Genomic DNA, 24,886 nt, shown 5'->3' with positions numbered 1-24,886 from the left:
GCACGGTCACCGTATGATCTGGCTCACGGAGTTCGGCCCGATCTCGCGTCCACCTATGGCAAGTTGGTCTCAACCAGAGCAATTCGGACACGCGGCACACCGCGGAGGAGTACACGTGACCCAGCAGATACCGCAGGACCTTTCCGCGCACCCCGAACCCACGCCCGAGATGACCGGAGTGCGTAATTTCCGTGACGTGGGCGGCTTGCCGGCCACGGATGGACGGAGGGTCAGGCCGGGACGACTGTTCCGAAGCGGACATCTGGCACATGCCACCGAAACCGATGCGGAATTCCTCGCCTCCCTCGGCCTGCACACCGTCTTCGACTTCCGCAACGCCGCCGACCGGGCCGTCGAGGGCCCGGACGTCGAACTGCCGGGCGTGCGCAACGTCAACATCCCGCTCTCGGACCCCGCCGACGGCGGGGAGTTCTGGCGGATGGTCCGCGAGGGCGGGATCGACCAGCTCCGCGGGCTCCTGGGCGGCGGCAGGGCGGCCGCCCGCATGGCGGAGTCGTACCGGGAGATGATCCGCGAGCGCACGGCCGAGCACGGCCGGGTGGTGCGCGCGCTCGCCGAGGACAGCGTGCCCGCGCTCCTGCACTGCGCGGCGGGCAAGGACCGGGCGGGCCTGACGGTCGCCGTCACCCTGCTCGCCCTCGGGGTCGACCGCGATGCCGTCGTGGCGGACTACCTGGAGTCGAACGCCCCGCACAACCGCTACCGGATGCGGCGCGGCGACGAGACGCCCGAGACCCGTCCCGCCGAGGTGACGGAGCTGCTGGCGCCGCTGTTCGACGCCCGCCCCGAGTACCTGCTCGCCGCGTACGAGACCGTCGACGTGCACTGGGGCGGGCCGGACCGCTACCTCGCCGAGGGCCTGGGGCTGACCCCGGCGACGCTGGAGCGGCTGCGCGACCGGCTGCTGGAGTGAGCCCGCACGGGGCCCCGGCCTGCCGGGGCCCCGTCCCGCCGACTGCGCGAGGGATGGCCTAGCGGTTGCCGACGGCCTGCTTGACCAGGGTCCGGCCGAAGTCCCACATCAGCGAGCCCCCGCCGTGCGCCTCGTCCATGACCTCGCGGAAGGCACCGACGAACCGGTCCACGTCCGCCTCGTCCACGATCAGCGGCGGGATCAGCTTGATGACCTCCAGGTGGTCCCCCGAGACCTGGGTGAGGATCCGGTGCCGGTTCAGCAGCGGCACCACCACCATCTGCGCGAACAGCCCCTTGCGGGCCGCCTGGAGCATCGTCCAGCGGCTGCGCAGGCCCAGCGAGGACGGCCGGCCGAACTCGATGCCGATCATCAGCCCCCGGCCGCGCACCTCGTGGAGCATCTCGTACTCGTCCACGAGCGCGGCCAGCCGCCCGCGCAGCAGGTCGCCCATGGTCCGGGCGTTGGCCACGACCTGCTCGTCCTCCATGACGTGCAGGACCGCGAGCCCGGCCGCCATCGCCTGGGCGTTGGAGCCGAAGCTCGCGGAGTGCACCAGGACGCGGTCCATGGACGAGTAGACCTTCTGGAAGATCCAGTCCTTGCCCAGCGTCGCGCCGACGGGCACGTACCCGCCGGAGAGGGCCTTGGCCACGCACACCAGGTCCGGTTCCACGCCCGGTTCGTTCTGGTACGCGTAGAAGTCCCCGGTCCGTCCGAGGCCGGTCTGCACCTCGTCGGCGATCAGCAGGGCCTTGTGCCGGTGCAGGAGCTCCTGGGCGGCGCGCAGGAACCCCGGCGGGGCGGCGTGCACCCCCTTGCCCTGGATCGGCTCGACCACGAAGGCCGCCACGTCGCCCCGGCGCAGCTCGCGCTCCAGCGCCCCCAGGTCCCCGAGGGCGATCTTCGTGTCGGGCAGCAGCGGGGCGAAGCCGTCGCGGAAGCCGCCCTCGCCGTTGACCGACAGGGAGCCCGTGGTGAGCCCGTGGAACGCGTGGTCGCAGTAGAGGATCCTGGGCCGGCCGGTGGCGTACCGGGCGAACTTCAGGGCGGTCTCGACCGCCTCGGTGCCGCTGTTGCCGAAGAACACCCGGTCGAGGTGGGGGCTGTGGGAGAGCAGCTTCTCGGCCAGCAGCCCGGGCAGCGGCTGGCAGTCGAAGCGGGTCAGGTCGGCGAGCTGGGCGTCCAGCACCTCGTGCAGGGCCCGGCGGACCACCGGGTGGTGGCGGCCCAGGCCCATGACGCCGAAGCCGGCGAGCATGTCGAGGTAGTCGTTGCCCTCGGCGTCCCAGAAGTGGGCGCCCTCGGCGCGCACGTAGACCTTGTCGAAGCCGATGGTGCGCAGCATGCGGGGCAGCTGGTGGTTGAGGTGGCGGGCGTGCAGCTCGTAGCGCTCCCCGCCGCGCTCGGCGAGCAGCGCGGCCAGGTCGAAGCCCCCTCCCCCGCCGGCCGCCCCCGCCTGCGGCGCCGTCATGCCGACGCGTCCCGGTTCCCGGCGACCGTCTCGCGGGCGGCGCGCAGGGACTCCTTGAGGGAGCCCATGGTGGCGAGGACGGCGGTGGGCTCGTAGCCGCAGTGCGCCATGCAGTTGGCGCAGCGCGGGTCCTTGCCGCGGCCGTACTTGCTCCAGTCGGTGTCGTTCACCAGCTCCCGGTAGGTGGGCACGTATCCGTCGCTCATCAGATAGCAGGGGCGCTGCCAGCCGAAGAGGGAGTAATTCGGAATGGCCCAGGCGGTGCAGGGGAAATCCGCCTTCCCTTCCAGGAAGTCCAGGAAGAGCGGGGAGTGGTTGAGCCGCCAGCGGCGCCGGTTGCCGCCCGCGAATGCCTTCCTGAAGAGTTCGCGGGTCTGTTCGACGCCCAGGAAGTGCTCCTGGTCGGGGGCCTTTTCGTAGGCATAGGCGGGCGAGATCATCATTTCGTCCACCTTGAGGTCGTCATTGAGGTAGTTCAGCACCTCGATGACGGTTTGCGGGGTGTCGGTGTTGAAGAAGGTGGAGTTGGTCGTCACCCGGAATCCGCGGCGCTTGGCCTCCTTGATCGCGGCGACGGCCTCGTCGAACACACCTTCCTTGGCCACGGATTCGTCGTGGCGTTCGCGCAGTCCGTCGATGTGCACGGCGAAGGCGAAATAGGGGGACGGGGTGAACTTCTCGATCTTCTTGCGGAGCAGCAGGGCGTTGGTGCAGAGGAAGACGTACTTCCGCCGGGCCACCAGCTGCCGGACGATCTCGTCGATCTGGGGGTGCATCAGGGGCTCGCCGCCCGCGATGGACACCATGGGCGCGCCGGACTCCAGGACGGCGCCGACCGCCTGGGCGACGGGCATGCGCTGCTTGAGCACCCCGGCCGGGTGCTGGATCTTCCCGCACCCCTCACAGGCCAGGTTGCACGCGTAGAGCGGCTCCAGCTCGACGATCAGCGGGAACTTCTCGCGCTTGCGGAGCTTCTGTTCGAGAAGATAGGTCCCGACCCTGATGGACTGTCGCAGCGGCATGGCCATCTGGTTCACCTCCTGGGAATCAGCAACGAACGGTGCCATTCATGAAAAGCGGGCAGTACGGCACGTAGTACACGGAAGGCAGATATTCCACCGCGGACCGTGCCGATACGGACGAGCTCGTGCTCCGGAGCGTCCACGATCACCCGGACGGCCGCAACCGGGCGACCCGCCCCGGAAGCGGTCCACAGGGTGGCCGCGGACTCCATGTCGACCGCGATCGCGCCGGCGGCCCGCAGCCGGTCGCGCTCCTGTCCCCGGACGACGTGGTCGGAGCCGGTCAGTACGCCGGTGTGCACGGTCCGCCCCGGAAGGGCGCGGGCCAGTGCCCCGGCGAGCAGGGCGGTACCGGTGCAGGAGACCGCCCCGCGGGGATCGCGGGTCTCCTCGGCGACGACGAGGTCTCCGGGGTTCATCCCGGGGACCAGGCCGGCGCAGAAGCCGGTGGCGAGGACGGCGGCGCGTTCCATCCCCGGGCGCCCCAGGGCCCGGGCCACGGCCCGGTCGGCGGCGCGCGGGCCCATCCCGGTCCGCAGCACCGTGCCCCCTGCGGCCGAGCGGCCCGCGCCGCCGAGGGCCGCCCGCTCGATGCGCAGGGCGCAGGCGATCAGCAGCGGCGGCGCTGACGGGGCCGCCCGGGCGGACATCAGGCCCCCTCGGCCGGAACGGGGGCGGCGGCCGGGGCCTGGCCGGCGCGGCGGGCGGCCGCGGCCGGGCCGAAGGGCTCCCCGTACAGGTAGCGGCCCAGGGCGGTGAGCGGGAACACCTGCCGGTAGAGGTGGTAGTTGATGGAGAAGTCCCAGGGGAAGCCGGTCCCAGTGAAGTACGGCTCGTCCCAGGTGCCGTCGGCGCGCTGGGTCTCCACCAGGTACGCGAGCCCGCGCCGGACGGCCTCGCCCTCCCGCTCCCCCGCCGCGAGCAGGGCCATCAGCGCCCAGGCGGTCTGCGAGGCGGTGGAGGCGCCCTTGCCTGCCCAGGAGCGGTCCCGGTAGGAGCGCTGGTCCTCGCCCCACCCGCCGTCCGCGTTCTGTACGGACTCCAGCCAGGCGACGGCCCGCCGCACGGCGGGGTGTCGGGGGGAGATCCCGGCCGCGGTCAGCGCGGGGACCACCGAGCCGGTCCCGTACACGTAGTTGGTGCCCCAGCGGCCGAACCAGCCGCCCTCCGGCTCCTGTTCGGCGAGCAGCCAGGCGATGCCGCGCCGGGCGCGCGGGTCGCCGGCCTTCCCCTCGGCGGCCAGCATCTCCACCACGTGGGCGGTGACGTCGGCGGACGGCGGGTCGATGACCTCCCCGAAGTCGCAGAAGGGCAGCCGGTTGGGGAACGGGCTGGTGTTGTCGGCGTCGAAGGCGGCCCAGGCCCCGTCCTTGGACTGCATCCCGAGGGTCCAGGAGGTACCGCGGGCGATGGCGGCCTCGACCTTCGCCGGTTCGGGGTGGCGGATGCGGCGCAGGGCGAGGACGACCTCGGCGGTGTCGTCGATGTCGGGGTAGGTGTCGTTGTGGAACTCGAAGGCCCAGCCGCCCGGGGCCAGTCCGGGACGGCGCACGGCCCAGTCGCCCGGGCGCCGGATCTCCTCGCCGAGCATCCAGTCGGCGGCCTTCACCAGCGCCGGGTGGTCGGGGCGGACGCCCGCGTCGGCCAGGGCGATGGCGGCGAGGCAGGTGTCCCAGACCGGCGACTGGCAGGCCTCGACCATGCGGGCGCCGTCCTCGCGCCAGACGGCGAAGCGGTCGAGGGATTCCAGGCCCGCCCGCATCACCGGGTGCCCGAGGTCGTAGCCGAGCAGGTGCAGGGCGATGACGGAGTACACGGCGGGGGGCTGGATGCCGCCCCAGCAGCCGTCGTTCTCCTGGCGTTCGACGATCCAGCGGCCGGCGGCGGCCATGGCCGCCTTGCGCAGCCGGCGCGGGGCGATGCGCCGGTAGAGGTGCAGCGCCTTGTCCATGCGCTGGAAGGCGCCGTCCCAACTGGCCACCGGGGCCAGCGGCTTGGCCGGGTTCGGGTCGCGGGCGTCGGTGTGCAGCTCGTCGAGGGCGAAGGGGGCCGGGCGGACGGGCCGCAGTGCGGAGACGACGGTCAGCGGGACGATGGTCTGGCGGGCCCAGCAGCCGAAGTCGTAGATGTTCAGCGGCACCCAGGACGGCAGGAAGACCAGCTCGGGCGGGAGTTCGGGCAGGTCGTCCCAGCTCCACCAGCCGAAGAGGGCCAGCCAGATGCGGGTGAAGACCCGGGCGGAGGCGATCCCGCCCTGCTCGCGGATCCAGGCCGAGGCGCGGGCCATGTGCGGGGCGTCGGGCAGGTCCCCGGCCAGCCGCAGGGCCACGTACGCCTCGATCGTGGCGGAGAGCTCGGGCGGGCCTCCGTGGAAGGTGGCCCAGGTGCCGTCGGGCTGCTGCTCGCCGCGGATGAAGAGGGCGGCGGCCCGGGTGGTCGCCTCGTCGCGGATGCCGAGGAACTGGCGCAGCAGCAGGTCCTCGGCGTCCATGGTGACGTTGGTCTGGAGGTCGCCCTTCCACCAGCCGTCCGCGTCCTGGCGGTCCAGCAGTTCGCGGACGGCCCGGTCGGTGGCCTCCTGGACTCCCTTGAGCAGGCCGGTGTCCTCGCCGGACGGCCCTGCGGCCACGGCGGCAGGGACCGCCGTGCTGTCGTGTCGCGGATCGGCGCCGCCGGTGATCGCACCGCCGCCGTCGGTCGTCGCTGTCATGGCTTCCCCTTCGTACCGTTCGTCGGCTGTGCCAGGGTCTGCCGTCGGCCGGGGACCTCTCAGGAGGAGGGGCCCCCGCCCGGCGACTCGCGATTCATATCCACTTTCCGGCGAAGATCACCTCTTGCGCACGACGACGAAGTCCGCGAGCGCGACCAGCTGCTCGCGCACCCGCTGCGGCATGTCCACGTCGTCGAGGGCTCGAACGGCGATCGCGTGCTGGCGGCGCGCCTCGTCGGCGGTCCACTGACGGCCGCCGGCGGCCTCGATCAGGGCGGCGCGGTGGGCGAACTCCTCCTCCGAGAAGTTCTCGAAGTCGTTGCTCTTGGCGTCGGCCGCGAGCAGCCTCGCAAGCTCCTCACATGCGGGTCCGCCCGCGGCGAGGGCCGCGACGACGGGCAGGGACTTCTTGCGCTGGCGCAGGTCGCTCCAGGTCTGCTTGCCGGTGGACTCGGGGTCGCCCCAGATGCCGAGGAGGTCGTCGACGGCCTGGAAGGCGAGGCCGAGGTGGTAGCCGTACTCCTCCAGCTTGTCGGCCGTGCGGTCGTCCGCACCGCCGAGCACGGCGCCGATGGAGACCGCGCACGCGAGCAGGGCTCCGGTCTTGTTCCCCTCCATCTCGAGGCATTCTCGAACGCTGACGCGCTCGCGGTGCTCGTAGGAGATGTCCTGGGCCTGGCCGTCGATGAGCTTGCGGCTGGCGGTGGTCAGCCGGCGGGTGGCACGGGCGGCCTCGGCGGTGCCGAGCTCCAGGAGCACCTCGTTGGCGAGGGCGAAGAGGGCGTCGCCGACGAGGATGGCCAGCGCGGGGCCGTGGACCTTCCACACGGTGTCGCGGTGGCGGCGCTGCTCGTCGCCGTCCATCAGGTCGTCGTGCAGCAGCGAGAAGTTGTGGACGAGTTCCACGGCGACGGCGCCGGGGATGCCGGCCTCGGCAGGGGCGCCGGCCGCCTCGGCGGAGAGCAGCGCGAGGGCGGGGCGCACGGCCTTGCCGCCGTCGCCGTCCGCCGGGTTGCCCTGGGCGTCGATCCAGCCGAAGTGGTAGGCGGCGACGGTGTCCATGGGCGCCGCGAGCCGGTCCACCGCCGCGCGGAGCACGGGGGTCGACAGCGTGCGGCCGCGTTCGAGGAGGGCGAGGGTGCCGGTCTTCTCCGCTCCCCCGCCGGCCGTGCCCGCGTCGGCATCCGTGTTCTCGACAGCCGGGTTCCCCGGGTTCACTGGCTCTCCTCTGTTTCCTGTACGTGCTGTGCGGGTCGTGCTGGTGGTGCTCGTGCTGGTCGTCATACCGCCTCCTGCAGAGGATGTTCGCGGGGGCGGCCGAGCGCGGCGAGCGCGGCGTGTGCCGCGCCGAGGCCGCTGCGGACGGCGCTCTCCATGGTCGCGGGCCAGCCGGTGGCGGTCCACGCACCGGCGAGATAGAGCCCCGGCGTGTCGGTCCGGGGGCCCGGGCGCAGCCGGCCGACGCCCGGGCTGGGGGCGAAGGTGGCGGTGCGCTCGCGGGTGACGAAGAAGTCCCGCACCTTCGCGCCCCGGGCGGCCGGCAGCAGCCGTTCCAGTTCGGGCAGGTACTTGGCGCGCAGGATGGAGACGGGCTCGTCGATGTCGTCGTGGGCGACGGACTGGGACAGGGCCAGGTACTGGCCGCCGTCGGTGAGTCCGGAGGAGTCGGTGCGGTCGAAGACCCACTGGACGGGGGTGCCGAGGGCGGCGAAGAAGGGCTGCCGGAGCACCTTGCGGTCGTACACGACGTGGACGTTGAGGATCGGAGCGGTGCCGATGTCGAGGAGCTTGTCGGGGTCGGCGAGGGCGCCGGGGGGCAGCAGGCCGTGGGCTTCGCGCTGCGGGACGGCGAGGACGACGGTGCCGGCGTCGAAGGACTCCCCGTCGGTGTCGACGCGCCAGTTCCCGTCTTCGCCGCGGGTGACGGCGGTGACGCGGGTGCGCAGCTCGGTGCGCACGCCGGCGGAGTCGAGGGCCTTGCGGGCGAGGGTGTCGTGGAGTTCGCCGAGCGGGACGCGGGCCCAGCCGATGTCGGCGGCGCCGTTCTCGGAGAGCAGGCCGGTCTTGAAGACCATGGCGGCCAGGCCCAGGGAGGACTGCTGGGCGGTGGCGTTGAGGGTGGCGATGCCGACGAGGTCCCAGAGCGCTTCGACGGTGCGCGGGCTCTGGCCGTACCGGGCGAGCCAGGTGGCGAAGTCGAGGCCGTCGAGCGCCGGGTCGGCGGGGTCGAGGCGGCGCAGGGCGAGGGCGGCGCGGCCGACGGAGGCCCGCTCGGCGAGGGAGAGGTGCGGGTAGCGGGCCAGGGAGGCGGCGAGGTGCAGGGGCACGGGCAGGGCGCTGCGGCGCAGCCGGCCCAGGCGGGGGCCGGCGGCGTGGGCCACGTCGAGGACGGGGACGTCGAGGCGGTCCTGGAGCGGGGCGAGGGCGGCGCCGTCGACGCGGTCGAGGAACCACCGGTAGGCGGTGCAGCAGCGCAGGTAGACGTGCTGGCCGTTGTCGACGGTCAGGTCGCCGCGTTTGAAGGAGAAGGCGAGGCCGCCGAGCCGGGGGCGTCCTTCGAGGAGGGTGACCCGCAGTCCGGCGTCGGCCAGTTCGAGGGCGGCGGTGACTCCGGCGAGCCCCCCGCCGATGACGACGGCGCCGCCGGTTCCGCTGCCGCTCATGATGCCTCCCGTGTGGTGCGCCGGCCCTCGGGGCCGGAGGGTGCTGCCGCGGTACGGGCGGAGCCCGGACGATAGGACGCGCCCGCGTGCCCGCGGGTTGCCCGGCCGGGGCACACGGCCACCGGGTCCGGGGCCTGACGGCCCGGGCCCGATCGGCGCAGCCCGGTCACGCCGCAGGCCGGACCGGAGCCCTCAGCCAGGGCCGCGGGCCGAGCCAGGGCGGAGCCCCGCACCGGCCCGAGGATGCGGGCCGGTGCGGCGGACGGGGCCTGGGCGACGGGCCCGGTCGGGGTGGGGGCCGGGACGTGGGGGGTGGGCGGGGCCGGGGTGGGCGGCATCAGGCGCGCCTCCGGGCGGTCTGGCGGGAGATGGTGCGGGCGTCGAGGCCCGAGAGGCCGCGCACGGCCACGTACGCCTTCTCGTGGGTCGGCAGCGAGACGCGTCCGCGCAGCACGGCCGCGGGTTCGCGCTCGATGCGGTCCAGCAGGCGGCGGTAGATGCCGGCCATCGCGGCCACGCAGGCGCCGCTGCGCCGGTCGAGCATGGGCAGCAGGCGGTAGCCCTCGGTGAAGAGGGCGCGGGCGCGCCGGACTTCGTGGTGGACCAGGCCGGGGAAGTCGGAGCCGGCGGGGAGCCGGCCGCTGCGGAAGCCCTCGGAGCAGCCGAACTTGGCGAGGTCCTCGGCGGGGAGGTAGGTGCGGCCGTTGCCGGCGTCCTCGCGGACGTCGCGGAGGATGTTGGTGAGCTGGAGGGCCAGGCCCAGGGTGTCGGCGTACTCCTCGGCGTGCTCGCCGGGGCCGACCGTGCCGAACACGCCCAGCGAGAGCCGGCCGATGGCGCCGGCGACGCAGCGGCAGTACGCCTTGAGGTCGTCCCAGGTCTCGTACTCCTCGCCGCGGACGTCCATCAGGACCCCGTCGATGAGCTCGTCGAGTCCGCCGAGCGGGATGGGGAAGCGGCGGGCGGCGTGCGCGAGGGCCACGGCGACCGGGTCGGTGTCGTCCTCGTCGACCTCCCCGGCCCGGATCCGGCCGAGGACGGCGCGGGTGTCCTCCAGGCGGGCCAGTTTGGCCTCGGGGGCGAGGGTGCCGTCGCCGATGTCGTCGACGCGCCGCGAGAAGGCGTACAGCGCGGACATCGCCTGCCGCTTGTCGGTGGGCAGCAGCCGGATGCCGTAGGCGAAGTTGCGCGCCTGGGTTCCGGTCACGGCCTCGCAGTAGCTGTAGGCGGCGAGGACCGGGGCGGACGGGACGGACGCGTGGTTGGGGCCCTCCACGTTCGGGCTCACCCCTTTCTCGGCGCTGTGCGCAGGACGGCGGCCACCTCGCGGAGGAGCAGGCCTCGGGTGGGCTTGGGCGGGCCGGGCAGGACGTCGAAGCCTGCGGCCGAGATCGCCCGCAGGGCGGCTCGCCCCCCTCCCACGAACCCCGCGAGCAACAGCCGTAGCCTGCCGTGCACGCTACCCACGAGTGGGGTGCCTTCATTCAGGAGTTCGTATGTGCGTTCTGTTTCGAAGGCGATCAGGGAGCGTACGGAGGCTCCGGCGGAGCGGGCCCCGAGGTCGGCCTCGGCGACGTGGAAGCGCCGCATGTCCTCGGCCGGGAGGTAGATCCGGTCGCGGGCGAGGTCCTCGGTGACGTCCTGGAGGTGTTCGGCGATCTGCAGGGCGGTGCAGACGGCGTCGGAGCGGCGGATCCGCTCGGGGGTGCTGGTGCCGGTGAGCTCCAGTACGAGGCGGCCGACGGTGTTGGCGGAGAGCTCGCAGTAGGCGAGGAGTTCCCCGTAGGTGGTGTAGCGCGCGACCCGCTGGTCCTGGCGGTTGGCCTCGATGAGCCCGAGGAAGTGCTCGGGGCTGAGGCGGTGCTCGCGCGCGACGGGCTGGAGGGCGAGCAGCAGGGGGTGGCGCGGGGGGCCGTCGGTGCCGCCGAAGACGCGCAGCAGGTCGGCCTCGAAGGCGTCGAGCATGGCGAGGCGGTCGTCGGCGGCGGCCGGGTCGAGGCCGAGGAGGACGGCGTCGCGGCCGCCGGGGGCGAGGTCGCCGTCGCCGATGTCGTCGACGAGGCGGGCGTAGCCGTAGACCGCCATGAGGCCCTGGCGCCAGGCGCGGGGCAGGAAGGCGGGGGCGACGGGGAAGTTCTCCGAGGCGGCCTTGGCGAGGGTGGCTCCGGCGTGCGCGCCGGGGGCGCTGCCGGGGGCCGGGGCCGACGGGTGACGGACGCCGTGCCCGGGGGTCACCGCCCGCCGCCCGGGGCCGGGACGGCCGCTGTGCCTGGGGGCCGCAGAATTCCCGTAGCCATTGCCGTCACGTCTCCCGTTCTACACTGCCGACCCAAGTCATCCCATTTCGGACACGCCGCGGAGTTTACCGGGGAGTATCCGGGAGTGTCCCGGGGGAACCCGCTGCGGGGAATCGTCCCCTCTTGGCGCGATTCAGAACTGGTACAGCTTACGCCGTACAACACCACGCAGGACTATCGGGTGGCCACCACGCCCGGAATGTCGGCCACATGCCCAGGCCCCCGGCGCGCGGAGCGGCGGGGGCCTGTCTGCGAGGGGCGGCGGGTCAGTGGCCGCTGGCCTTCTCGTACGCCGCGACGACCTCTTCGGTGGGGCCGTCCATCAGGAGCTCGCCCTTCTCCAGCCACAGCACCCGGCTGCAGGTGTCGCGGATGGAGTTGTTGTTGTGGCTCACCAGGAAGACCGTGCCCGCCTTTTCCCGCAGCTCGCGGATGCGCGCCTCGGAGCGGACCTGGAACTTGCGGTCGCCGGTGGCGAGCGCCTCGTCGATCATCAGGACGTCGTGGTCCTTGGCCGCGGCGATGGAGAACCGCAGGCGCGCGGCCATGCCGGAGGAGTAGGTGCGCATCGGCAGGGAGATGAAGTCGCCCTTCTCGTTGATCCCGGAGAAATCGACGATGTCCTGGTAGCGCTCCTTGACCTGCTCGCGGCTCATGCCCATCGCGAGACCGCCGAGGACGACGTTGCGCTCGCCGGTGAGGTCGTTCATCAGCGCGGCGTTGACGCCCAGCAGCGAGGGCTGGCCGTCGGTGTAGACCTTGCCGGACTCGCAGGGCAGCAGGCCGGCGATGGCGCGCAGCAGGGTGGACTTGCCGGAGCCGTTGGAGCCGATGAGGCCGATGGCCTCGCCCCGGTAGGCGGTGAAGGAGACCCCGCGGACGGCGTGGACCCGGCGGACGCCCGGGGCGTCGCCCTTGCCGCGGCGCATTATCTTGCTGAGCGCGGCGGTGGCGCTGCCCTTGCCGGAGCTGCCGGTGTTGACGCGGTACACGATGTGCACCTCGTCGGCGATGACGGTGGGCACGCGGCCCTGGGTGTTGTCAGCCACGGCCGTAACGCTCCTCAGCCTTCCAGAAGTACACGAAACCGCCGAGGCCGATCACGACGGCCCAGCCGACGGCGAAGGCCCACACGTGCGGCGGCAGGTTGCGCGCGCCGTAGTCGTCGATCAGCGCGTACCGGATGAGGTCCATGTAGATGGCCGCCGGGTTCCACTGGAGGGCGTCGGTGACCCACCCGGGCACGTGCCGGCCCTTGAGGGCCCCGCTGATCGAGAACATGACGCCCGAGGCGTACATCCACGTGCGCGTGATGAACGGCATCAGCTGCGCGAGGTCGGGGGTCTTCGAGCCCATCCGCCCGAAGATCAGCGCGAGGCCGGTGTTGAAGACGAACTGGAGCGCCAGCGTCGGGATGACCAGCAGCCAGGACAGCCGCGGGTAGTTGCCGAACGCCACCGTGACGATCACCACGACGATCATCGAGTACAGCAGCTGCTGGAGCTGCTGCATCGAGAAGGAGATCGGCAGGGAGGCGCGCGGGAAGTGCAGGGCGCGGACCAGGCCGAGGTTGCCGGGGATGGCCCGGACGCCGGCCATCAGCGAGCTCTGGGTGAAGGTGAAGACGAAGATGCCCGTCACCAGGAAGGGGATGTAGACGCCCTTCGGCATGCCCCGGCCCGCGTTCATGATGAGGCCGAAGATCAGGTAGTAGACGAGCGCGTTCAGCAGGGGGGTCGCCACCTGCCAGATCTGCCCGAGCTTCGCCTGGCTGTACTGCGCCACCAGCTTGGCCTGGGAGAAGGCCATGATGAAGTGGCGCCGACCCCAGAGCTGCCGCACGTATCCGCCCAGGCTGGGCCGCGCGCCGCTGACGGACAAGCCGTACTTCCTGGCGAGCTCCGCGGGGCTGAGCCCCGCGTCGTCGGACGGCGGCTTGCTCGTGGCGAGGGCGCCGTCGTGGGTTGTGTCACTCACAAGTTGAAACTTTCCGTCTTCAAGATGCGCAGGTGGGGCATCGGGCCTGGAGCGCCGGACCCGTGATCGGGCTTCGTGATCGGGGCTTATGGTCCCAGACGCGAGCTTCTCAGATGACAGGCGGTCGGCCCAGTCGCGTCAGCCGCCACACGGTACGCCACCTCATGGGGCGCCGGGGACCGCAGGGGGTGGTCCAGCCCTCCTTGAACCCGCCGAACCAGGCCTTGAGCGCCGGCGCCGAGGGCCTGCGCACGAGCGTCAGCGCCAGCCAGACCCCCAGGTAGACCGGCACCAGCGGGGCGGGCAGGTTGCGGCGGGCGAGCCACACCCGGTTGCGCGCCACCATACGGTGGTAGACCGCGTGCCGGGAGGGCGCGGTCGTCGGGTGCAGCAGCACCATGTCCGCGCGGTAGTCGATCAGCCACCCGGCGTCGAGGGCCCGCCAGGCCAGGTCGGTCTCCTCGTGGGCGTAGAAGAACTCGGCCGGCAGCGCTCCCACCTGCTCGAAGACCTTCGTGCGGACGGCGTTGGCGCCGCCCAGGAAGGTGGTCACGCGGGAGGAGCGCATCGGGTCGGAGGCGCGCAGCCGGGGCACGTGGCGGCGCTGGGTCGCACCGGTGTCCGGGTCGGCGATCCGGAAGCTGACGATGCCCAGCTCGGGGTCCTCGGTGAAGGCCTGCCGGCACAGCTCGGCGGTGTCGGTGCGCTCCAGGAGGCCGTCGTCGTCGAGGAAGAGCAGCACGTCCACGTCGCGGCCGCCGGGGCCGAAGGCCTCGATGCCGACGTTGCGGCCGCCGGGGATGCCCAGGTTCTCGGGGAGGTGCACGGTGCGCACGCCTTCGGGCAGGCCCGTGACCTCGACGCCCTGGCCGACGACGACCACCTCGACGGGGTCGCCGTCCTGGCGGGCCACCGAGTCCAGGAGCGCCTTGAGCTCGTCGGGGCGGTTGCCCATGGTGATGATCACCGCACCGACGCGCAGCGGGGCGGTCACCGCAGCCTGCTCGACACGAGGATGGACACCAGGTGCAGCACCGTCTGCACCAGCGCGATGCCGGCCAGGACGGCGACACCGAGGCGGGAGAAGAACAGGTCGCCGCGGACCTGGTCGAGGACCGCCAGCACCAGGATGAGCAGCGAGGCCTCGATCCCGAGGACCAGGCGGTGGAACTTCAGCGCGGCGGCGGCCCGGCGGGCCAGGGCCATGCCGGAGGAGCGCGGCTCGGCGGCGGACTCCTGGACCACGGGCTTGCCCGCCTGGTGACGGGCGACGCCGACCAGGTCGGTCTCGGCCTTGATCAGGATCGCGCCGAGGGCCGCGAGGGTGCCCAGGAAGGCCCACAGCCAGTCGATCCGGCCGCCGCCCCACAGGTCGGCCGCGCGCAGCCCGAAGCCCACGAGGACCGCGGCGTCGCACAGGTAGGCGCCGACGCGGTCCAGGTAGACGCCGGAGAGCGAGAACTGCTTCTTCCAGCGGGCGACCTCGCCGTCGACGCAGTCGAGCAGCAGGTAGAGCTGGACGGCGACCACGCCGAGGACGGCGCCCCACACGCCCGGCACCAGCAGGGCCGGGGCGGCGAGGACGCCGGCGAGGGTCATCACGTAGGTCAGCTGGTTGGGCGTGACCTTGGTGGTGACCAGGAGGCGGGTGATGCGCAGGGAGATCTCGCGCATGTAGAGGCGGCCGCCCCAGTGCTCGCCACTGCGCCGGTCCTTGACGCCCGCCGGGTGAACGACGGGGCGCAGTTCAGCTACGGATGGTCTGGGCATAGTCGGCGTAAGCGTCCCTGATCTCGGCTGCGGACAGGTTGAGGTGCTCCAGGATGGTGAACCGTCCCGGGCGGGTCTGGGGGGCGTACTCCACGGCCGCGACGAACTCGTCGGCGCTGAAGCCGATCTCCTCGGGCAGCACGGGCAGGCCGTGGCGGCGCAGCACCTCGGCGAAGAGCCCGGACTGCTCGCGGGCGCCGCGCAGGTGCATGGCGAAGGCGGCGCCGATGCCGACCTGCTCGCCGTGGAGCGCGGAGCGTCCGGGGTGGAGCAGGTCGAAGGCGTGGCTGATCTCGTGGCAGGCGCCGGACGAGGGGCGGCTGTCGCCGCTGATCGACATGGCGATGCCGGAGAGCACGAGGGCCTCGGAGAGCACGGTGAGGAACTCGTCGTCGCCGCAGCCACCGGGGTGGCGCAGCACGGACTCGCCCGCCGTGCGGGCCATGGCGGCGGCCAGGCCGTCCACGGACTCCCCGGTGATCCGGTGCGAGAGCTCCCAGTCGGCGATGGCCGAGATGTTGGAGATCACGTCGCCGATGCCGGCGCGCACGAAGCGCGTGGGCGCCTCGCGGATCACGTCGAGGTCGATGACCATGGCGATCGGCGTGGGCACCCCGTAGGAGCCCCGGCCGTTGTCGTTGTCCAGGATGGACACCGGGGAGCAGATGCCGTCGTGGGAGAGGTTGGTGGCGATGGCCACCATGGGCAGCCCGACCCGCGCCGCGGCGTACTTGGCCACGTCGATGATCTTGCCGCCGCCCAGGCCCACGACGGCGTCGTAGCGGCGGCCCTTTATGTCGTCGGCGAGCTTGACCGCCGAGTCGATGGTGCCGTCGACGACCGGGTACCAGTCGGCGTGCGGCAGGGCCTGCTCCAGACGGGCGCGCAGCGCCTGCCCGGAGCCCCCGCTGATCGCGATCGCGAGCCGGCCGGACGCGGAGATCCGCTGGTCGGCGAGGATGCCGTCCAGCTTGTCCATCGCCCCGCGGCTGATGTCGACGACGACCGGCGAGGGGATCAGCCGCGTCAGTACTGGCATGCGATCGTCCGGCCCTTGGCGAGGTCGTCGTGGTTGTCGATCTCGACCCACTTCACGTCGCCGATCGGGGCCACGTCGATGGTGAAGCCGTCGTTGACGAGCTGCTGGTAGCCGTCCTCGTAGTAGAGGTCGGGGTCGCGCTCGAAGGTGGTCTTCAGGGCCTCGGCCAGCTGCTCGGCGGCCTCGGGCTCGATGAGGGTGACGCCGATGTACTCGCCGGTCGCGTCGGCCGGGTCCATCAGCTTGGTGATCTTCCGCACGCCCTGGCCGTCGGCGGTGACGACCTTCATCTCCTCGTCGGCCAGGTTCTTGACCGTGTCGAGGGCGAGGATGATCTTCTGGCCGTTGCCGCGGGCGGCTAGGAGGGTCTTCTCGACGGAGACCGGGTGGACGGTGTCGCCGTTGGCGAGGATCACGCCCTGCTTCAGGACGTCACGCGCGCACCACAGGGAGTAGGCGTTGTTCCACTCCTCGGCCTTGTCGTTGTCGATCAGGGTGATCTTGACCCCGTACTTGGCCTCCAGCGCCTCCCGGCGCTCGTAGACGGCCTCCTTGCGGTAGCCGACGACGATCGCGACCTCGGTCAGGCCGACCTCGGCGAAGTTGCCCAGGGTCAGGTCGAGGACGGTGAGGCTGTCCTCCCGGCCCTCGGGGCCGACGGGCACGAGGGCCTTGGGCAGGGTGTCGGTGTAGGGACGCAGACGGCGTCCGGCACCGGCAGCGAGGACAAGGCCGATCATGCGGGTTCTCCTTCGTCGTGTACGGCGGGTGCTCCGGCGGAGACCCAGAAACGGATGCTCTCCGCGAGCACCACCACGGCCACGAACACGGCCATGGCCGTGAGCGCGACGGGGAACGCGTCACGGGCGAGGACGGCGGCCAGGACCGTGGCCAGCAGGACCCTGCCCTCGTGACCGCCCGTCGTCCGCACCAGCCAGGGCGGGGGGGCGTCCGAGCCACCGCGGATGCGGTAGACCGTGTCGTAGTGATGGTAGGCGACCGCCGCGACCAGTCCGAATGCGGCCGGAACGGCCCCGGGGACGTCCGCCTTGACGGCGAGGACGAGGACGGTGACGTACTCGCCGAAGCGGAACAGCGGCGGGATCAGCCAGTCGAGGGGGCCCTTGAGCGGCGTGGAGACCGCAGCCCCCGAGAGGAGGACGTAGAGCCCCGCCGTCGCGATCAGCGAGGTCGAGCCGAAGTCGCGGACCAGGGCCCCGCCGGCCATCACCACGGCCGCCCCGGCGGCCATCGGCAGGGCGGCGGCCGAGGCCCGCTTGCCCGGGCGCGGGGCGCCGGCCCAGGCGAGCACGCCCGAGTCCGCGAGGTCGGCCAGCGCCCGTGCGGCCCGGTCGGTCCTCTTCGCCTTGCGGGTCACGGAGCGCAGGACGCGTCCGGCAGTGGTGTAGAGCGCGCCGAAGGCGCAGCCGGCCAGCAGGGCGTAGAAGACGATCCGGGGGCTGGTGACGGCGGTCAGGACCGCGATCATCGCCCAGCGCTCGCCGATCGGCAGGATGATCATCCGCCGGACCCAGACGGTCCAGCCGACGCTGTCGAGCCGGCCGGAGAGGGCGGCGGTGGGGCTCGTGTTCGCCGTGGCGTCGTGGTTGGCCTCGTTGAAGGAGAAGTCGACCACGTGCCGGCAGGTCATCAGGACCATCGAGCCGAGCGCGAGCGCCCACACGTCGTCGCCGTCCCGGGCCGCGCCGAGCGCGAGGCCCGCGTAGAAGGCGTACTCCTTCACCCGGTCGAAGGTCGCGTCCAGCCAGGCGCCCATCGTCGAGTACTGCAGCGAGTAGCGGGCGAGCTGCCCGTCGGTGCAGTCCAGGACGAAGGAGACGAGCAGGAGCACGCCCGCGGTGACGTAGCCCCAGCGCTCGCCGGTGGCGGCGCAGCCCGCCGCGAGCAGCGCGGTGAGCAGGGAGGCGGTGGTGACCTGGTTCGGGGTCAGGCCGCGGCGCGCGCACCAGCGGGCGATGTAGCGCGAGTACGGGCTGATGAAGAAGGTGGTGAAGAACCCGTCCCGGGCCTTCACCGCGCTGCGCAGCCGTACCGCCTCGTCGTCCACGGCCGCGACGGCGGCCAGGGCCTCGGCGCGCTCCGCCTCTCCGGCGGGCACGGCGGCGACCAGCGTGCCGAGCTCGGGCCGCTGGACGGGGGTCCCGGAGGCCTCGACGGCCGCGGCGAGCCGGTCCGCGTAAGGGCCCTCGCCGTCCGGGGCGAGGGCCGCGGCCCGCTCCAGGGCGGCCCGGGCGCCGGGCTGCACGGCGAAGGCGCCGGTCACGGCGCAGGCCTCGAAGCGCGGGTCGGTCAGCGCCAGGCGCAGGGCGTGCGGGTGCCCGACGAAGCCGCTGTCGACGACGGCCACCCGCTGCCCGGCGGGCACGCCGGCCAGCGCCTCGGGGGCGTCTTCGGGAGCGGGGACCGGGCGGACGTCGAACCCGAGCGAACGGAGCTCGTCTTCAAGCGGTGATCCGGGAACCGGCAGGCCGGTGAGGATGACGGTCGACAGACGGACTCACTCCTTGCAACGAACATTCCGGGCGGGCGCCCCGTGGGCGGCTTACAGAAAGCGCGGCGGCGCGGCGGCTGCGGCTGTCGGCAGAGGCTATCGGATGAATGGAAGACGGCATTCATCAGCCGTTCGGCCCCCATCCGTCCGCTTTGCGGGCGGATGTTAGGGTGGACGCCGCTCCGGAACCTGGAAGAGAACGTGGAAGAGGTGGATTGATGACCGTCGCAGCGATCGCTGCCGTGCGCAGCGAGCTCCGGTACGTCTCCCCGTCTTCCCGGGCGTCCGGCCGGGCCTGATCCTTCCCTCACCCAGCGACAGGCCCCGTCGGCCGGAGCCCCCGTTCAAGGGTTCACGTTGACCGACACCACCAGCACCACCAGCACCACCGACCACGACAGCTCCGCCGGCGAGGTCTTCGCGGCGTTCATGGAGCTGCACCGCGGGCTGCCCCGGCAGTCCCCCGGTTCCGACACCACCACCCGGCACCTGCTGTCCCTGTGCGGACCGCTGCCCGAGCGGCCGCGCGTCCTCGACATCGGCTGCGGTCCGGGCCGCAGCGCCCTGCTGCTCGCCGCCGAGGCGGGCGGGGCGGGCCGCGCCGAGGTGACCGCCGTCGACCTGTACGAGCCGTTCCTGGACGAGCTGCGCTCCGCCGCCTCGGCCCGGGGCCTCGGCGGACGGGTCCGCGCGGTGCGCGCCGACATGGGGGCGCTCCCCTTCGAGGACGGCTCCTTCGACCTCGTGTGGGCGGAGGGCTCCGCGTTCGTCCTCGGTTTCGACCGGGCGCTCACCGCATGGAAGCGGCTCCTCGCCCCCGGCGGCCGGATCGTGCTCAGCGAGTGCGAGTGGACCGCCGAGGAGCCCTCGGCCGGGGCCCGGGCCTTCTGGGACCCCCAGTACCCGCTGCGCTCCACCGCCCGCAACACCGCGGCCGTCCAGGCGGCCGGCTACCGGCTGCTGGGCGACGTCCTCCAGCCGGACTCCGACTGGGCCGGGTACTACGGGCCGCTCGGCGAGCGCGCCGCCGCCTTCACCGCCGCCACCCCGGCGCAGTCCGCCGCGCTGGCCGCCGTGCGCGAGGAGCTCGCCGTACGGGAGCGGCACGGGCACGAGTACGGCTACCGGGGCTGGGTGCTGGCCCCGGTGACCGCGGGAGACCCCGCCCCGGACGGGGGCCGCTGGCAGACCCGGCCCGAGACCGCGGCCGACGCGACGGCCGTGCGTGGCGTCAACCTGGCGGCCTTCGAGACCCCGTTGGAGGCCGATCTCGTGGACGCGCTGCGCGCCGACGGTTCCTGGCTGCCGGGGCTGTCGTACGTGGCCGAGGGCCCGGACGGGTCGGTGGCGGCGCACGCCCTGCTGACCCGCTGCGAGGTGGACGGCGCGCCGGCGCTCGCGCTCGCTCCGGTGGCGGCCGTTCCCGCACTCCAGCGCTCGGGCGCCGGCAGTGCGGTGGTACGGGCGCTGCTCGCGGCCGCCGCGGCGCGGGGGGAGGCGTTGGTGCTGGTCCTGGGGCATCCGTCGTACTACCCGCGCTTCGGGTTCGTCCCGGCGTCGCGCTACGGGATCCGGGCTCCTTTCGAGGTGCCGGACGGGGCCATGATGGCGCTGGTGCTGGACGATTCCGTTCCGGTGCCCGCGGGCACGATCGGGTATCCGGCCCCCTTCGGCCTCTGAGGCCCTGACGGGCCGTCCGGCCCCCGCCGTTTACCACGCGGCGGGGGCCGGACATGCGCGGATGACCGAAGTGGGGACAAGCCCCTTTTGTACGGCAGACTGAAGACCGAAGTCCGAAGCGAAGGATGGGTATGCCGACCACATCAGCCACTGACGCCAACAACAGCGCGTCCGCCGGCACCGGCGCTCAAGAATCGATCATGCTCGAACTGGTCGACGAGTCCGGCAACACCATCGGCACGGCGGAGAAGCTCTCCGCCCATCAGGCCCCCGGTCTGCTGCACCGGGCGTTCTCCGTGTTCCTCTTCGACGAGCAGGGCCGGCTGCTGATCCAGCAGCGCGCCCTCGGGAAGTACCACTCCCCCGGCGTCTGGTCGAACACGTGTTGCGGTCACCCCTACCCCGGCGAGTCCCCGTTCGCGGCGGCCGCCCGGCGCACCCACGAGGAGCTGGGGCTCTCGCCCTCGCTGCTCGCGCAGGCGGGGACGGTGCGCTACAACCACCCGGACCCCGCGTCCGGGCTGGTCGAGCAGGAGTACAACCACCTGTTCGTGGGACTCGCCCAGGCGTCGCCGGCCCCGGATCCGGAAGAGGTCGGGGACACCGCCTTCGTCACGGCCGAGGAGCTGGCGAAGCGGCATGCGGAGGCGCCCTTCTCGGCCTGGTTCATGACGGTGCTCGACGCCGCGCGTCCCGCGATCCGCGAGCTGACCGGCGACGCGGCCGGCTGGTAGCCGCTGCGCCGTTCGGGTGCGGTGCGGGCCCGTCGGCGGGCCGGGGTCTCACACGGGCCGGGCCGGGGCCTTGAGCGGCAGTGCGGCCCAGATCACCTTGCCGCCGGTGGAGGTGTGCTCGACGTCGCACACCCCGCCGGCCTCCAGGGTGACCTCCCTGACCAGCAGCAGGCCCCGGCCGCCGGTCTGGCCGAAGTCGGCTTCCAGCGCCTTGGGCCGGTACGGGTGGTCGTCCTCGACGGCCACCCGGACCCAGTCCGGGCCCACGGCCACCTCGACGGCCACCTCGGGGGAGAGCAGGGCGGCGTGCCGGACCGAGTTCGTCACCAGCTCGGAGACGATCAGCAGCAGGGAGTACACCAGGTCCTGCGAGGCCGGCACCCCCTGGCGGCCGAGCAGGTCGCGGACCGCCCGGCGCGCCTGCGGAACGGATTCTTCTACCGCCGGCGCGGTGAAGCGCCACACTCCCTCGTACATGAGGGGGTCGGCCGGAGCGGCCGGCTCACCTCCCCTGGCCTGCGGGATGCTCCCGCTGTCGTCCATCTTCCGGCCCCCGTCTTCACGCTCGATCGTCTCCACGCGTCAAGAGTGGCGAGCCGCCTGGTCCGGACCGCTCCGCTGACCAGAAGTCAGCAGCAATCGCACACATTCTGACCGCCGGCGTATGACGGAGTCAGTTGTTGGACTGTTCCTGATCCGCCACGCTCCGCTTGGCAGCGTCTGCCGTGTCCTGTCCGTTCCCCGCGTCTTCCCTGACCAGACCCAGGATCCGCCGGGCGCCCATCCCCACCGCCACCAGGCTCAGCCCGTCGAACAGCAGGGCCAGGGAGAAGAAGGTCCCGATCACGTACAGGCTGCTGCCGGGCCACTCCCAGAGGATCAGGATGCCGAGCAGGATCCCGAAGGCGCCCTGGATCAGGGACAGCCCGAAGTTGGGCCCGCGCACCACCAGGGAGCCCGCGAGGCGGAACACGCCGCCGGTGAGGAAGAGCAGCGCGGCGAACATGGTCAGCGCCTCGGCGCCCGCCTCGGGGCGCCGCAGGATCACGAACCCGGCGGCGAGGTTGACCGCGGCGACGATGACGGCCAGCCAGAAGTAGTTGCTCTTGCGGGACTGGACCGCCTGGGCGAGGCCGACCAGGCCGCCGATCAGCAGCAGCCAGCCGAAGAGGAACATCGAGGTCAGGGTCGCCACCCCGGCGTAGACCAGGCCCACCAGCCCGGCCAGCACCAGGACCACCCCGAGGAGCGCCAGCAGCCCGAAGCTGCGGTTGAGCTTCTTCTTCTCCTGCTGCTGCGGCTGCTTCCGCTCGGCCCTTCGGTCGGCGCTCATGGGCATGCCACCTCCTGCACCCCCCGGGGGACGGAGTCCCCTTGATCATAGGATCGTCACCCCCGGATAGCATCCGGCGCATGGACGCAGCCATGGACGCCGCCCGGGAAGCAGCCCTCCGCCACACGGTCGCCGACGGGGTGGCCACGGTCACCATCTCCCACCCCGCGAAGCGGAACGCCATGACGGCCGCCATGTGGCGGGCGCTGCCGGAGCTGCTGCCGGGGCTGGCCGCCGACCCGGCCGTACGGGTCCTGGTGCTGACCGGGGCCGGTCCGACCTTCTGTGCGGGCGCCGACATCTCCTCCCTCACCGGGGACGAGGATCCGCCGGCCCTGGCGGTCGCGGCGGAGGAGGCCCTGGCCGCGTTCCCCAAGCCGACGGTCGCGGCGGTCCGCGGCTTCTGCGTGGGCGGCGGCAGCCAGCTGGCGGCGGCCTGCGACCTGCGGTTCGCGGAGGAGGGCGCCCGCTTCGGGGTGACCCCGGCGAAGCTGGGCATCGTCTACCCGGCGTCCTCCACCCGCCGGCTGGCCTCGGTGGTGGGCCCGGCGTGGGCGAAGTACCTGCTCTTCTCGGCCGAGCTGATCGGGGCGGAGACCGCGCTGCGGGCCGGGTTCCTGAACGAGCTGCTGCCGGCCGGCGAACTGGACAAGCGGGTGGCGGAGTTCACCCGGACCCTGACCGCGCGCTCGCAGCTGACGCAGGCCGCGGCGAAGGAGTTCGCGGACGGCCGCACCGACCGGGACGCGTACTGGAGCGGCCAGGCGGCCGCGAGCGGCGACACCGCGGAGGGTGTCGCCGCCTTCCTGGAACGCCGGGACCCGTCGTTCAGCTGGCGCCCCGGTCCGTCAGGGGATTAGCGGAACGCAGCCGGGCGACGATCTCGGCCGGGGCCTTGGCCGGGGAGCCCGCGTCGTAGGGCGGCTGGGGGTCGTACTCGCACATCAGCTGCACGGTCTGGGCGTACGTGTCCCCCGCGATCCGGCCGAGCAGGCCGAGCCCCATGTCCAGGCCGGAGGAGACCCCGGCGGCGGTGACGTACTTCCCGTCGAAGACCACCCGCTCGCCGGTGGGCTCGGCCCCGAAGGGGGCGAGCTGGTCGAGGTACAGCCAGTGGCTGGTCGCCCGCCGCCCGTCGAGCAGTCCGGCGGCGGCCAGGAGCAGCGAGCCGGTGCAGACGGACGTGGTCCAGGTGGAGGTGGCGTCCACGGAGCGCAGCCAGTCGAGGACGGCGGGGTTCTTCATCTCCACCTCGGGGTGCGGGCCGCCCGGGACGATGACGATGTCGGGGCGCGGCACCTCGTCGAGCGACTTCTCGGCGACGAGGACGGCCGCGCCGTTGTCGGTCCGCACGGGGCCCTTGTGCTCCGCCACGAAGACGGTCTCGGCGCCGTCGAGGCGGCTGAGGGTTTCGTAGGGGCCGATGGCGTCGAGGGCGGTGAAGCGGTCGTAGAGCAGGACGGCGATCTGCACGTCTCCTCCGGAGGGGTTGCTGTGACGTTGACGGCCGCCCCGGCGGGGCTGCCCGTGGTGCGCCGGGCCCGCGAGCCCGGATTTCCGCTGCGCGGGGCTGGTCGGGACTGGTCGGGACTGGTCGGGGCTGGTCCCCCACCCGCCCTTCGCCCGTTCCCAGGGGCTGCGCCCCTGACCCCGCGCCTCAAACGCCGGCGGGGCCATGGGTGGCCCCGCCGCCGTTGGGGGGCGATACGTACGGGGGTCTGGGGCCGGAGCCCCTGCGGGCGCCTACACCGCCGGGGGTCCGAAGCGGCGGCGGTATTCGGTCGGGGACTGGCCGAGGGTCCGGACGAAGGCACGGCGCAGCGCCTCCGGAGTGCCGTAGCCGCACTCGCGGGAGATACGGGCCACCCCCTCCCCCGACTCCTCCAGCATCCGCCGCGCGTGTTCCACCCGCACCCGCTCGACGTACCGCCCCGGCGTCACCCCCGTCTCGGCCTGGAAGGCCCGCGCGAAGTGCCTCGGGGACAGCGCGGCCCGGGCCGCCAGGGCCTCCACGCTCAGGTCGCCGCCCGGGTGCTGGCTGATCCAGTGCTGCACCTCCCGCAGCGGCTCCCGCCGGGCGGTCTGCGCCGCGAGCTGGGCGCTGAACTGCGCCTGGTTGCCGGGCCGGCGCAGGAACACCACCAGGTGCCGGGCGATCAGCAGGGCCACGTCCCGCCCCAGGTCCTCCTCCACCAGAGCCAGCGCGAGGTCGATCCCGGCGGTGACCCCGGCCGAGGTGGCCACGTGGCCGTCCCGGACGTAGATGGGGTCCGGTTCCACCGTCACCCGCGGGTAGTCCCGTGCCATCCGCTCGCATACCGACCAGTGCGTGGCCGCCCGCCGCCCGTCCAGCAGCCCGGCCTCGGCCAGCAGCAGGCCGCCCGTGCAGACGGACACCAGCCGGCCCGCCCGGCCCCCGTGGGCCCGCAGCCAGTCGGTGATCCTCGGGTCGAAGTCCCCCGTGTAGCGGCCGCCGGGCACCAGCAGGGTGGTGTCCGGGCCGGGGCGGGCGTCCTCCAGGTCCCCGTCGGGGACCAGGGTCAGCCCGCTGCCGGTGCGGACCGGGCCGCCTCCGGGGGAGACCGTACGGACCGCGTACCCGCCGTCGCCCGGGCGGCAGCGGCCGGCTCCGTCGAAGACCTCGACGGGGCCGGTCACGTCCAGGCTCTGGACCCCGTCGTAGAGGACGACGAGCACGTCTCGCTGTGGCATGGCTCCATGGTGTGACGCCTCCACGATGG

The 24,886-nt window shown here is 73.0% G+C and carries 23 protein-coding genes; 4 read left to right on the top strand and 19 right to left on the bottom strand.

The features are described from left to right. The first annotated feature begins 115 nt into the window (after nucleotides 1-115). Nucleotides 116-934 carry a tyrosine-protein phosphatase gene (locus tag BX286_RS30085; protein WP_398898832.1) on the top strand — a complete coding sequence of 273 codons (819 nt, stop codon included), beginning with the start codon at nucleotides 116-118 and terminating at the stop codon, nucleotides 932-934. 58 nt (nucleotides 935-992) lie between these two features. Here BX286_RS30085 and BX286_RS30080 read toward each other — a convergent pair whose 3' ends face one another. The 15 genes from BX286_RS30080 to BX286_RS30010 form a co-directional block, all read right to left on the bottom strand. Further along, nucleotides 993-2,408, bottom strand: a complete 1,416-nt coding sequence (locus BX286_RS30080; protein WP_121016860.1) for an aspartate aminotransferase family protein — start codon at nucleotides 2,406-2,408, stop codon at nucleotides 993-995. Beyond that, entirely contained in the window at nucleotides 2,405-3,436 is a 1,032-nt protein-coding gene (hpnH, locus tag BX286_RS30075; protein WP_079432061.1) for an adenosyl-hopene transferase HpnH, read from the bottom strand. The genes BX286_RS30080 and hpnH overlap by 4 nt, the downstream gene beginning before the upstream one ends. A 5-nt stretch (nucleotides 3,437-3,441) precedes the next feature. Next, nucleotides 3,442-4,080 carry a 1-hydroxy-2-methyl-2-butenyl 4-diphosphate reductase gene (locus tag BX286_RS30070; RefSeq protein ID WP_079430641.1) on the bottom strand — a complete coding sequence of 213 codons (639 nt, stop codon included), beginning with the start codon at nucleotides 4,078-4,080 and terminating at the stop codon, nucleotides 3,442-3,444. Continuing rightward, nucleotides 4,080-6,140, bottom strand: a complete 2,061-nt coding sequence (gene shc, locus BX286_RS30065) for a squalene--hopene cyclase (protein ID WP_079430640.1) — start codon at nucleotides 6,138-6,140, stop codon at nucleotides 4,080-4,082. The genes BX286_RS30070 and shc overlap by 1 nt, the downstream gene beginning before the upstream one ends. A 117-nt stretch (nucleotides 6,141-6,257) precedes the next feature. After that, entirely contained in the window at nucleotides 6,258-7,358 is a 1,101-nt protein-coding gene (locus tag BX286_RS30060) for a polyprenyl synthetase family protein (protein ID WP_398898831.1), read from the bottom strand. A gap of 62 nt (nucleotides 7,359-7,420) precedes the next feature. Continuing rightward, a complete protein-coding gene (hpnE, locus tag BX286_RS30055) occupies nucleotides 7,421-8,803 on the bottom strand; it encodes a hydroxysqualene dehydroxylase HpnE (RefSeq protein ID WP_121016859.1) in 1,383 nt (460 codons plus the stop codon). A 337-nt stretch (nucleotides 8,804-9,140) separates the two neighbouring features. Then, nucleotides 9,141-10,091, bottom strand: a complete 951-nt coding sequence (gene hpnD / locus BX286_RS30050; protein WP_100862452.1) for a presqualene diphosphate synthase HpnD — start codon at nucleotides 10,089-10,091, stop codon at nucleotides 9,141-9,143. Further along, nucleotides 10,088-11,038 carry a squalene synthase HpnC gene (hpnC, locus tag BX286_RS30045; protein WP_079430637.1) on the bottom strand — a complete coding sequence of 317 codons (951 nt, stop codon included), beginning with the start codon at nucleotides 11,036-11,038 and terminating at the stop codon, nucleotides 10,088-10,090. The genes hpnD and hpnC overlap by 4 nt, the downstream gene beginning before the upstream one ends. 328 nt (nucleotides 11,039-11,366) lie before the next feature. After that, nucleotides 11,367-12,149 (bottom strand): ABC transporter ATP-binding protein, encoded by a 783-nt coding sequence (locus BX286_RS30040; protein WP_079430636.1) that lies wholly within the window; start codon nucleotides 12,147-12,149, stop codon nucleotides 11,367-11,369. Further along, nucleotides 12,142-13,077: an ABC transporter permease gene (locus tag BX286_RS30035; protein WP_100862454.1), complete on the bottom strand. Its 936-nt coding sequence runs from the start codon at nucleotides 13,075-13,077 to the stop codon at nucleotides 12,142-12,144. Before BX286_RS30035 ends, BX286_RS30040 begins: the two co-directional genes overlap by 8 nt. A gap of 109 nt (nucleotides 13,078-13,186) precedes the next feature. After that, nucleotides 13,187-14,059 (bottom strand): glycosyltransferase family 2 protein, encoded by an 873-nt coding sequence (locus tag BX286_RS30030; protein WP_079432059.1) that lies wholly within the window; start codon nucleotides 14,057-14,059, stop codon nucleotides 13,187-13,189. Nucleotides 14,060-14,067: 8 nt separating this feature from the next. Continuing rightward, entirely contained in the window at nucleotides 14,068-14,847 is a 780-nt protein-coding gene (locus BX286_RS30025; protein ID WP_079430634.1) for a CDP-alcohol phosphatidyltransferase family protein, read from the bottom strand. Next, complete coding sequence (locus BX286_RS30020; protein ID WP_121016857.1) at nucleotides 14,825-15,886, bottom strand: iron-containing alcohol dehydrogenase family protein; 1,062 nt, start codon at nucleotides 15,884-15,886, stop codon at nucleotides 14,825-14,827. Before BX286_RS30020 ends, BX286_RS30025 begins: the two co-directional genes overlap by 23 nt. Then, nucleotides 15,874-16,626, bottom strand: a complete 753-nt coding sequence (locus BX286_RS30015; RefSeq protein WP_079430632.1) for a sugar phosphate nucleotidyltransferase — start codon at nucleotides 16,624-16,626, stop codon at nucleotides 15,874-15,876. The genes BX286_RS30020 and BX286_RS30015 overlap by 13 nt, the downstream gene beginning before the upstream one ends. Beyond that, the gene (locus BX286_RS30010) at nucleotides 16,623-18,398 is read right to left on the bottom strand and encodes a DUF5941 domain-containing protein (protein WP_079430631.1); all 1,776 of its coding nucleotides are present in this window, start codon (nucleotides 18,396-18,398) and stop codon (nucleotides 16,623-16,625) included. The genes BX286_RS30015 and BX286_RS30010 overlap by 4 nt, the downstream gene beginning before the upstream one ends. 429 nt (nucleotides 18,399-18,827) lie before the next feature. On the opposite strand from BX286_RS30010, the gene BX286_RS30005 reads away from it, so the two are divergent. Both BX286_RS30005 and idi read left to right on the top strand, forming a co-directional pair. Further along, nucleotides 18,828-20,078: a bifunctional class I SAM-dependent methyltransferase/N-acetyltransferase gene (locus tag BX286_RS30005; protein WP_121017766.1), complete on the top strand. Its 1,251-nt coding sequence runs from the start codon at nucleotides 18,828-18,830 to the stop codon at nucleotides 20,076-20,078. A 131-nt stretch (nucleotides 20,079-20,209) separates the two neighbouring features. Further along, nucleotides 20,210-20,812, top strand: a complete 603-nt coding sequence (gene idi, locus BX286_RS30000) for an isopentenyl-diphosphate Delta-isomerase (RefSeq protein ID WP_079430630.1) — start codon at nucleotides 20,210-20,212, stop codon at nucleotides 20,810-20,812. 48 nt (nucleotides 20,813-20,860) lie between these two features. On the opposite strand, the gene BX286_RS29995 is transcribed toward idi, so the two are convergent. Together BX286_RS29995 and BX286_RS29990 are read right to left on the bottom strand one after the other, a co-directional pair. After that, nucleotides 20,861-21,391, bottom strand: a complete 531-nt coding sequence (locus BX286_RS29995; protein ID WP_079430629.1) for an ATP-binding protein — start codon at nucleotides 21,389-21,391, stop codon at nucleotides 20,861-20,863. Nucleotides 21,392-21,485: 94 nt separating this feature from the next. Beyond that, the gene (locus BX286_RS29990; protein WP_079430628.1) at nucleotides 21,486-22,145 is read right to left on the bottom strand and encodes an HdeD family acid-resistance protein; all 660 of its coding nucleotides are present in this window, start codon (nucleotides 22,143-22,145) and stop codon (nucleotides 21,486-21,488) included. 80 nt (nucleotides 22,146-22,225) lie between these two features. Between BX286_RS29990 and BX286_RS29985 the strand changes: the two genes are divergently transcribed. Continuing rightward, on the top strand, nucleotides 22,226-23,005 hold the full coding sequence (locus BX286_RS29985) for an enoyl-CoA hydratase/isomerase family protein (protein ID WP_237293160.1): 780 nt from the start codon (nucleotides 22,226-22,228) through the stop codon (nucleotides 23,003-23,005). Here BX286_RS29985 and BX286_RS29980 read toward each other — a convergent pair. Both BX286_RS29980 and BX286_RS29975 read right to left on the bottom strand, forming a co-directional pair. After that, nucleotides 22,974-23,618 carry a DJ-1/PfpI family protein gene (locus tag BX286_RS29980; RefSeq protein WP_079430626.1) on the bottom strand — a complete coding sequence of 215 codons (645 nt, stop codon included), beginning with the start codon at nucleotides 23,616-23,618 and terminating at the stop codon, nucleotides 22,974-22,976. The genes BX286_RS29985 and BX286_RS29980 overlap by 32 nt on opposite strands. Nucleotides 23,619-23,888: 270 nt before the next feature. Further along, nucleotides 23,889-24,857: a GlxA family transcriptional regulator gene (locus BX286_RS29975; protein ID WP_121016855.1), complete on the bottom strand. Its 969-nt coding sequence runs from the start codon at nucleotides 24,855-24,857 to the stop codon at nucleotides 23,889-23,891. Nucleotides 24,858-24,886 lie beyond the last annotated feature (29 nt).

This window comes from Streptomyces sp. 3211.6 (genome assembly GCF_003634815.1).
In the GTDB taxonomy this organism is placed as follows: domain Bacteria; phylum Actinomycetota; class Actinomycetes; order Streptomycetales; family Streptomycetaceae; genus Streptomyces; species Streptomyces katrae_A.
This window is presented reverse-complemented; position numbering and strand designations above follow the sequence as displayed.